The organism is Chryseobacterium sp. IT-36CA2 (assembly GCF_949767875.1).
Classification (GTDB): Bacteria; Bacteroidota; Bacteroidia; order Flavobacteriales; family Weeksellaceae; genus Chryseobacterium.
In genome coordinates, this window is the sequence record NZ_CATKPG010000011.1 from 360,827 (window position 1) to 370,560 (window position 9,734).

Annotated in this window: 6 protein-coding genes; 5 read left to right on the forward strand and 1 reads right to left on the reverse strand. The window is 34.9% G+C overall.

Translation table 11 applies throughout. The features are described from left to right. The 5 genes from ACM6F9_RS02520 to argS all read left to right on the forward strand — a co-directional run bounded on the left by ACM6F9_RS02520 (position 1) and on the right by argS (position 8,695). The gene (locus ACM6F9_RS02520) at positions 1–1,461 is read left to right on the forward strand and encodes a SusD/RagB family nutrient-binding outer membrane lipoprotein (protein ID WP_414844264.1); all 1,461 of its coding nucleotides are present in this window, start codon (positions 1–3) and stop codon (positions 1,459–1,461) included. A gap of 59 nt (positions 1,462–1,520) precedes the next feature. Then, positions 1,521–1,967, forward strand: coding sequence for a lipocalin family protein (locus ACM6F9_RS02525; protein WP_414844265.1), 447 nt, complete (start codon positions 1,521–1,523; stop codon positions 1,965–1,967). A gap of 330 nt (positions 1,968–2,297) precedes the next feature. Beyond that, complete coding sequence (locus ACM6F9_RS02530) at positions 2,298–5,225, forward strand: SusC/RagA family TonB-linked outer membrane protein (RefSeq protein ID WP_414844266.1); 2,928 nt, start codon at positions 2,298–2,300, stop codon at positions 5,223–5,225. 6 nt (positions 5,226–5,231) lie between these two features. After that, on the forward strand, positions 5,232–6,800 hold the full coding sequence (locus tag ACM6F9_RS02535) for a SusD/RagB family nutrient-binding outer membrane lipoprotein (protein ID WP_414844267.1): 1,569 nt from the start codon (positions 5,232–5,234) through the stop codon (positions 6,798–6,800). Positions 6,801–6,937: 137 nt separating this feature from the next. After that, positions 6,938–8,695 (forward strand): arginine--tRNA ligase, encoded by a 1,758-nt coding sequence (gene argS, locus ACM6F9_RS02540; protein ID WP_414844268.1) that lies wholly within the window; start codon positions 6,938–6,940, stop codon positions 8,693–8,695. A gap of 96 nt (positions 8,696–8,791) precedes the next feature. Here argS and ACM6F9_RS02545 read toward each other — a convergent pair whose 3' ends face one another. Next, entirely contained in the window at positions 8,792–9,733 is a 942-nt protein-coding gene (locus ACM6F9_RS02545; RefSeq protein WP_414844269.1) for a YihY/virulence factor BrkB family protein, read from the reverse strand. Position 9,734: the final 1 nt, after the last annotated feature.

Sequence of the window (9,734 nt, forward strand, 5' to 3'; positions counted from 1 at the left end):
ATGAAAAAAATATTTTTAATTATAGGCTTGGCTTCATTATCGTTAACTTTTACTTCTTGTGAAAGAGAGATTACCTCATTGAATGAAGATCCTAAGCATCCAACGGAAGTACCTTCCGGAGTACTTTTTGCAAGTGCTGAACAGGTTTTGCTTGATCAGATTTTGAATGTGAATGTTAATCGTAATATTACCAGATTTTTTACTCAGCAATGGTCAGAAACAACATATATTGATGAATCAAGATATGATATGGTATCAAGACCTATTCCTAGGAACCACTACAATCGTATGATGGCTTCTTCCTCTGCTACAGTAAACTCTCCGGGAGTTCTTTCGGCACTGAGAGATGCCAGAAGATTTCTTGATGGGGAAAGTGTAAGTGGCATTGCGAAAAATAACAATATTGCCATGATTGAATTGGTAAATGTTTATGCATGGGCTAATTTAGTAGATACCTATGGAGATATTCCTTATTTTGGAGCTCTTAAGGCAACAGCAGAAAATCCTGGAAATTCGGAAATTCCATATGATGATGCAAAGACTATTTATCTTGATCTGATAAAAAGAATAGATGCTGCTCTTGCTATGATTGATACTTCAGGGACAGGATATTCCAATGACCTGATTTATAAAGGAGACATGTCAAAATGGAAAAAAATGGGTAATTCTTTGAAGTTCAGACTGGCAGTTACCCTTGCTGATGCAGAGCCTGCTCTGGCTAAAACGTATGCTGAAGCAGCATATTCAGGAGGATTATTTACAGATAAATTAGATAATTTTGGATTACAGACTTTCCCATCAGGTTTATTATCAAACCCTGTTTATCAAGACGTAATTCAGTCTGGTAGAAATGACTTTTTACCTTCTGATGTTTTGGTGAATTTTATGAATGGTAAAAATGACCCAAGAAGAGCTATCTGGTTTACAACTGTAGGTGGTGCATATCTTGGCGGAAAATATGCTAAACAAAATGTATTCGGACAATATTCTCACTTTACCAATGTTATTTCAGGAGAAAATGCTCAGGGATTTTTGTTAGATTATACAGAGATTATGTTTTTAAGAGCTGAGGCTGCACAGAGAGGATTCAGTGTTGGAGGTGCTGCTGCTACTTTGTATTCTGATGCAATTATGGCTTCTATGACAGAATATGGAGTAAGCAATGCTAATGCAACTGCATATATTGCTGCTAATCCATATGATGCTGTTAACTGGAAAAAATCAATTGGGGAACAATCATGGGTGGCTATGTTTAATAAAGGCTTCCAGGCATGGAACTTTTCAAGAAGACTGGACTTTCCTGTATTTGTAAATCCTTCAAACTCCAGAGTAGAAGCTGTTCCAATAAGAATGCGTTATTCTGATCAGGAATATCTTTTGAATTCTAATAACGTAAATGCAGCTGCTGCAAAGATTGGTGGAGATAAAGTTTCAACGAAGATCTTTTGGGATAAGTTTTAATTTGAATAATAATCCGGTTGGTATTATTATAACTGGCCGGATGTAGAAAATAATTAAGTATGAAGTATGTTATTGGAATTCTTTTATTGATGGGCATTGTTTCATGTTCCAGTGATGAAGATAATCATGTAGTGGTAAACGAGGTGGGTATAAACGGAACCTGGAGACCATTTAAATATGAGTTCAGAGGTAAAAATATTGCACTGAATGATTGCGAAGATAAAGGAGTAATAATGATTAATGCAGATTTTTCAGGATCTTATGACAGATATGAATCTGGAACTTCAGGAAATTGTAATTTATCAGACTCTTTTGTAGGAAAATGGGCTTATGATAGTTTATATAATACTCTTACAATAACTTATACAGATGCCGGAGGTACTAAAACTATGAAAAAACAAGTACAGTCGTATTCTGATACCGAGCTGAGAATTAATGATAACAGTAAAAACCTGGACAATACGCCCGGCAATGACGAGGCTGTCCTTGTTTTCAGAAAAGAATAAATTTTCTCATTTATCTATAAAAACCGCCATTTGGCGGTTTTTTTTATTTGTAATCATTTTTTTATAGTAAATAGTGAATTATATTTGATTTTTTAATTTATATATTACGTAAAATCAGTTAGTTGTGTTGGTTTTGTGTTGGTGAATTTTGATAACTTTAATTAAGATATTGAGGTTATTTTTTTTTATTAAATCATTTGTTTTTAACGTATTTTATTAATTAATTTAATTGTTTTTATATCAATTAATGGATTGTTTGTTATTTTATTCAGCTTTAGTTGCTAAGTTGTTAAGAAAAATACAAATTTGCTCCCTAAAAATTAATTTGATATGAAGAAACTAACGGCGAGTCTGCTTGTTTTGGTATTGTCTTCGTCTGTTGCAGTTGCAAATGCCCAGCAGAAGAAAAGTGATTCCGCAACACAGACAAAGGAAATTGAAGGTGTAGTGGTAACTGCACTAGGTATTAAAAGGGAAAAGAAAGCTCTAGGATATGCTTCTCAAGAAATTAAAGGAGATATTATTTCCGATGCAGGGCAAACTAATGCCGTAAGTGCATTGTCTGGAAATGTTGCCGGGGTTCAGGTTACAGCACCATCATCAATGGGAGGTTCTACGAGAATCACAATGAGAGGGATCAGTTCAGTTACAGGTGAAAACCGTCCATTAATTGTAGTTGATGGAGTTCCTTTAGATAATTCAAATGTTAACAGTGATGATACTCAAAGAGGAGCAGGTGGTAGAGATTATGGAGATGCCTCTTTTGATATTAACCCGGATGATATTGAAAGTGTAACTGTATTAAAAGGGGGACCTGCAGCCGCATTATATGGTTCACGAGCAGGAAATGGTGCGATTATTTATACTACAAAATCAGCTAAAAAAGGTAAAACCGAAGTTCAGTTTAATACAGGTGTCTCTTTTGAGTCTATATATATCAGACCAAAATTACAAAACCAATATGGGGGTGGTTTAGAGTCTGCTTTGCCTACAGCCACAATCAATGGGCAAACCTATAACATTACGGATTTCGGAACAGATGAAAGCTGGGGTCCTAAATATAATCCTAATTTATATTATTTAGGTTGGAATTCTTTTGATCCTGAGTTCCCTAATGAATATATGAAGTTAAAACAATGGGTTGCCCCTAAAAAAGATGTTGATGATTTCTTTAGAGTGGGTACTACTTTTACAAATAATTTCTCTGTTTCTAAATCGTTTGAAAATACCAACGTAAGATTATCTTATACGAATACAAAAATTAATGGTATTGTTCCCAACTCAGAAATTAAAAAAGATAATTTCAGTATGAATGTTTCGTCTAAATTATCAGATAGATTAAAGGCAGATGCTGTTTTCAATTATGTACATACTGCCGGGTTCAATAGACCAGAACAAGGTTATGGAGACAATTCACTTGCACAAAAGTTCTACCAGTGGGGACAAAGACAACTTGATTTTACAGAGTTAAAAGATTATAAGTTACCTAATGGGATGCAAAGGTCTTGGAATAGAACATCCTGGAGTGATGGTACTCCTAATTTCTCGGATAACCCTTATTGGACTATTTATGAAAATACTTCTGAAGACACAAGAGACAGGTTCTTTGGGAATGCCGGATTAACCTATAACTTATCTAAAAAAGTTTATTTGGCAGGAAAAGTATATGGGGATACCTATTCTCAGACAATCAGTTCGAGAGTTGCTATAGGTTCTGCAGCTCTACCTGAATTTAATCTTCAAAAAAGAAATAATTCGGAATTCAATTACGAAGGAAGAATTCACTACAATGATAATTTCGGAGATTTTAGTTTGAATACTTTTGCTGGTTTCAATATTATGGATCGTAAGCTAAGTGTTTTAGAAGGAAACTCAGTAGGAGGATTAATTATACCAGGTTTATATAATTTGAGTAATAGTGTTGAGCAGGCAAAAGCAACAAATTTATCCAGACACTCAAGTGTTCGAAGTTTATTTGGATCCGTTTCATTAGGTTATAAAGACTATTTGTTTTTAGAAGCAACGGGTAGAAATGACTGGTTTTCTATGTTAAATGATGATCAGTTTTATCCATCTGTTACCGGAAGTTTTGTGTTTTCAAAAGTATTAAAAACCGATTGGTTATCATTTGGTAAAATAAGAGCAGGTTGGTCAAGAATTGCAGGTGGTTCAGATCCATATATCAGAGGTACTTATGCTACTATTGGAACCCCGTTTGGAGGAGACCCTATATATTCAATGCCTACAACAAAGGGTGAGCCAATGATTAAACCTGAGATTAAAACGACGAAGGAGATCGGTCTAGAAGCAAGCTTCTTTAAAAACAGATTAGGATTTGATGTTACTTATTATGATGTAAAAACTACAGATTTAATTATTCCATTACCAGTTGATCCTTCTACAGGATATGGGTTCCAAAGAATCAACGCTGGGGAAATGACTAATAAGGGTATTGAGGCGATGGTAAATGTTACTCCTATTAAAAGCAGTGATTTCTCTTGGGATATAACCTGGAACTTTACAAAGAATAAAAATAAACTTGTTGAATTACAGGGGAATCTTCAAAATTATATCTTAACAAATGCTCCGTTTAGAGTACAACTTGCTGCTCAGGTTGGATATTCATATGGTGTAATCTTAGGTACTGATTTTGTGTACGATACAAACGGAAATAAAGTAGTTGATGCAAATGGATTCTATAAAGCTTCTGAAATTAAACCTTTAGGTTCAGTGCTTCCTGACTATAATATGGGCTTCAGAAACTCATTTAAATATAAAAACTTTGCATTGTCATTCCTTATTGATATTCAAAAAGGAGGAAAATATTTCTCAACTACCCATATGTGGGGAATGTATTCCGGTATGTTGGAGGAAACGGCACTTGGAGGAAATAGAGAAGCTGGAGTTATTCTTCCGGGAGTAAAAGAAGATGGTACTGCTAATGATATAAAATTGGATGCTCCAACATGGGGTGGAACTTACTATAATACAGTGGATGCTCAAAATGTTTTTGATGCAAGTTATATCAAATTGAGAGACCTTACGATATCTTATGACTTGCCAAAGTCTCTTATAGGTAATACACTTCAAGGTGTAAGAATATCGGCTTTTGGAAGAAACCTATTCGCGTGGAACCTTGCTTTTAAAGGTATTGATCCTGAAAACACATCGTATGGATCAGGTAACGTTCAAGGATTAGAAGGGGGATCATTACCGTCTACAAGAATGTATGGAATTAATGTAAACTTTAAATTTTAAATTACGATGAAAAAAATATTTTCAATATTAACATTGGCAGGCTTATCATTAGCACTTAGCAGTTGTGCAGATAAATTTGACGAAATAGATGTAAATCCAAACTCTACTGAGAATCCATTACCAACAGGTTTATTCAATAATGCAAATAAAGAGTATATGGATTATACAAGAGATGCCTGGGTATCAGGTAGAATGATGTTGCCTTGGGTGCAATATTCTGCTCAGAGACAGTATACAGAGGAGGATAGATATCAATATAGATTGACCACTGGTACTCAATTATGGACAAGATCTTATTATGTGGCTGAAGATTTAAGGAAAATTATAGAACTTAATACAGATCCTGCCACTGCTGCTAAAATGTCAAACTATGGAGCTAATGCAAATCAAATTGCTGCTGCAAGAGTTATGCTGTCTTATGTATTCTTAAATTTGGTTGATGCATTTGGTGATATTCCTTATTGGTCATATAGTAATAAAGATACTGATTTTCAGGCATTAAATGTGAAACAGTATTTACAACCTAAATTTGCGAGTCAACAGAAAGTTTATGCAGATATTATGAAAGAGCTTAAAGAATCTGCAGAAATGATCGATCTAACTCAAGATGTTGTTTTTACAAGTGGAGATCAATTATTTAAGAGTCCTGAGAAGCTTAAAAAATTTGCTAATTCATTAAGACTAAGAGTAGCTACAAGAGTGAAAGGTGTTGTTCCGGGAGCTGAAGCTCATATTACAGATGCAATAGCTTCGGGAGTAATGACATCTAATGATGATACAGTAGGCTTAACATATGAAAATAATCTGGTTAATCCTTCACCTTTCTTTGCTGCATATCAGACAAGATCTGATTTTGCAATTTCTAAAACTTTTGTACAGCTATTAAAAGGGCAAGTAGGAAGCTTTGGTGAAGATCCTAGAATTTTTAAATATGCTTCTCCAACATCTGTAAAAATTGGAAACATCAGAAACCAAAATATGGTTGAAGCTACAGATGTAAATCAGATATCTGGTATGCCTTATGGTCTTCCCAGTACTTTGGCTGCTAGCCAAGCTTCTTCCTCTAGCTTCTTTGGGGCAAGTGTCTTGAAGCCTGCTTATAATGAGGTGTTTATGGAATATTCTGAAGTGGAATTTCTGTTAGCTGAAGCTAATGGTTGGTCACAGAGTAACTACGAGAATGGTGTAAGAGCATCTATGGAAAGATGGAAAGTACCAGCTGATAAAATTAATACATTCATATCAGCACTTCCTGCAGCAAGTAAAGCAAATGTTTTGACACAAAAATATGTTGCATTATTTATGCAACCTAATGAAGCTTGGGCAGAATATAGAAGAAATGGTTATCCTAACCATTTATTACTACCTGGGCAAACAGCTAATCTAAATGTGCCATCAGCAAGTGGACAAACTACTTATACATTTACTTCACTTATTGCAGGGTTAACTGATTTACCAACTAGAATTTTCTATCCTACTAATGTTCAGACATTAAATACAGCTAACTACGAAGCTGCATCTAATGCTATCGGTGGGGATAAAATGGATACCAAACTAATTTGGGATAAAAACTAACATATATTTTAATAATATTCATGTAATACCGCCTTCGGGCGGTTTTTTTATTTCCGTATATTTGTAGTTCAGATTTTAGGCGGAAACATATTGTAAAAATGTTTCAACTATAAGCATTAAAAAGAGAATTTAGAAAAATGAATATTAAAGATATTATAGAACAAAAACTTTCGGAAGTCATTTTAAATGTATATCAGTTAAAAGACATCAAGTTGGAAGTTCAGGAAAATAAAACGGAATTTGAAGGTGATTTTACCATTGTCACTTTTCCATTGGTAAAACAGTTGAAAAAAAATCCTGAAAGCATTGGAGTTGAATTAGGTGAAGCTTTGACAGAGACGGATCTTTTCGAAAGCTTTAACGTAGTAAAAGGTTTTCTTAATGTAAAGGTGAAAAACCAATTGTTTGTAGACAATTTCAGATCTGTAACTAAGAATTTTTCTACTATAGAAAAGAAAAATGCTACAGTAATGGTAGAATATTCTTCACCGAATACCAATAAGCCATTGCACTTGGGACACATCAGAAATAATTTATTAGGATTCTCAGTAGCTCAGATTTTAAAAGAAGCTGGTTATGATGTGATCAAAACTCAGATCATTAATGATAGAGGTATTCATATCTGTAAATCTATGTTGGCTTGGGAGAAATTCGGGAACGGTGCAACGCCTGAAACAACCAATACAAAAGGTGATAAATTTGTTGGAAACTACTATGTAGAATTTGACAAAAACTATAAAAAAGAAATTGCAGAACTTGTAGAACAAGGTGTAGGAGAGGAGCAGGCTAAAAAAGATGCTCCGGTAATGAAGGAAGCTCAGAAAATGCTTTTGGATTGGGAAAATGGAGATGAAACAGTAAGAGCGCTTTGGGCTGAAATGAACTCATGGGTTTACAAAGGGTTCAATGAAACGTATAAAAGACTAGGTGTTGATTTTGACCAGGTTCAATACGAGAGCAATACTTATATTTTAGGAAAAGATCTTATTCAGGCTGGATTGGATAAGGGTGTTCTGTATCAGAAAGAAGATGGTTCTGTTTGGTGTGACCTTACAGATGAGGGGCTTGATCAGAAACTTTTACTACGTTCAGACGGTACATCTGTTTATATGACACAGGATCTTGGAACAGCAGTTGAACGTTTTAAGCAAAATAATATCCAAAAACTGATCTATACAGTAGGAAACGAACAGGATTATCACTTCCAGGTGTTATTTAAAATCCTAAAAAAACTAGGATATGAATGGGCAGATCAGTTGTTCCACCTTTCTTACGGAATGGTCGAATTGCCTGAAGGTAAAATGAAATCCCGTGAGGGAACTGTAGTAGATGCAGACGACCTGATGCAGGAAATGTATGAAACGGCAAAATCTAAAGCTCAGGAATTAGGAAAGCTGGAAACCCTTTCAGAAGAAGATAAAGAAGCATCTTATGAAACGGTAGGATTGGGAGCATTGAAATATTTCATGCTTAAAGTAGATCCTAAGAAAAAAATGCTTTTCAACCCTGCTGAAAGTATTGATTTCAACGGAAATACAGGTCCGTTTATTCAATATACGTATGCACGTATTCAGTCATTATTGTCTAAAGCAGGTGCTTTGCAAACAGAAATTGCTGATATTGAATTAAATCAATCCGAAAAAGAATTGATTATGCAGTTGACCAACTTTAAAACGACAGTAGCCAAATCAGCGGAAAGCTTAAGCCCTGCTTTAGTGGCAAACTATGTATACGATCTTGTGAAGGCATACAACTCTTTCTACCAGAATAACCCTATTCTGAATCAAGAAGATGAAAATGTAAAACAATTCCGTTTGAATATTTCAGATATCACAGCAAAGACGATCAAAAAATCGTTAGAATTGCTGGGAATCGGAACCGTAAACAGAATGTAAAAATAGAAAGCCTCCCGAATTTTTCAGGAGGCTTTTTTATATATCAATAATCTCGTATCAGGAATATCCCGGATCTCAAAATCTCGCAATCCAAATCTACGTTTTATCACTATTCTCACCGTTCATCTGCTTTAAACTATCCGCATACAACTTTGCAGGAGTCCATCGTGCATGTTTGGAAAGGACTACTTTATATCCTTTTTTGTAAGTGTAAACCTTGGTAAATTCTGCACCGAAGAATATCAGCATACAGGAATAATTAATCCACATCATAATCAGAATAACTGTTCCGGCAGCTCCAAAGGCTGAAGTAGGTTTTATCTGGTTGAAATAAAGGCTTAATAAAAATTTTCCAAGGGTAAATAAAACAGTAGTCAGAAATGCTCCTTTCCATACCGGTTTCCAGCTGACCAAAACATCAGGCAGAACTTTAAACATTAAAGCAAATAAGAGCATGACAAGACCAAAACCAACGGCAAAATTCACAGTTTCTACCAGCATATAGGTTTCAAAACCAAAATATTGAGTGATAATAGTGTTAAACAGGCTGATCAGGGAAGATAAAATCATAGTGATCATCAGAAGGAACCCCAGAATAAGAATCATTCCTAAAGAATTGGCTCTGTCTAATAAGAACTTGACCAGTGCTTTTTTGGGAGCGGCTTCTACTTCCCAAAGTGTATTTAATGTATGTTGTAGTTGAAAGAAAAGAGTGGTAGAACCAAAAACCAATGATCCAACTCCTACAGCTTTCATAAAAATATTCTTTTTGTCAATTAAGGCACCAGCGAGCATTCCTTCAATACTTTTAGCCACATCCGGCCCCATAATACCACTGATCTGTGTGCTAATCTGCCCACGGATGGCTTCTTCACCAAAGAAATTTCCAAGTACCCAGATAATAATGATCAATAATCCCGGGATAGAAAAGATAGCATAATAAGCAAGACTTGCTGAATCTTTTGATGCAGAAGAATTGTTCCATTCCGTAAACGTATCTTTTAGAACTTCCCAGAAAAATTTAACAGTATTGATCATA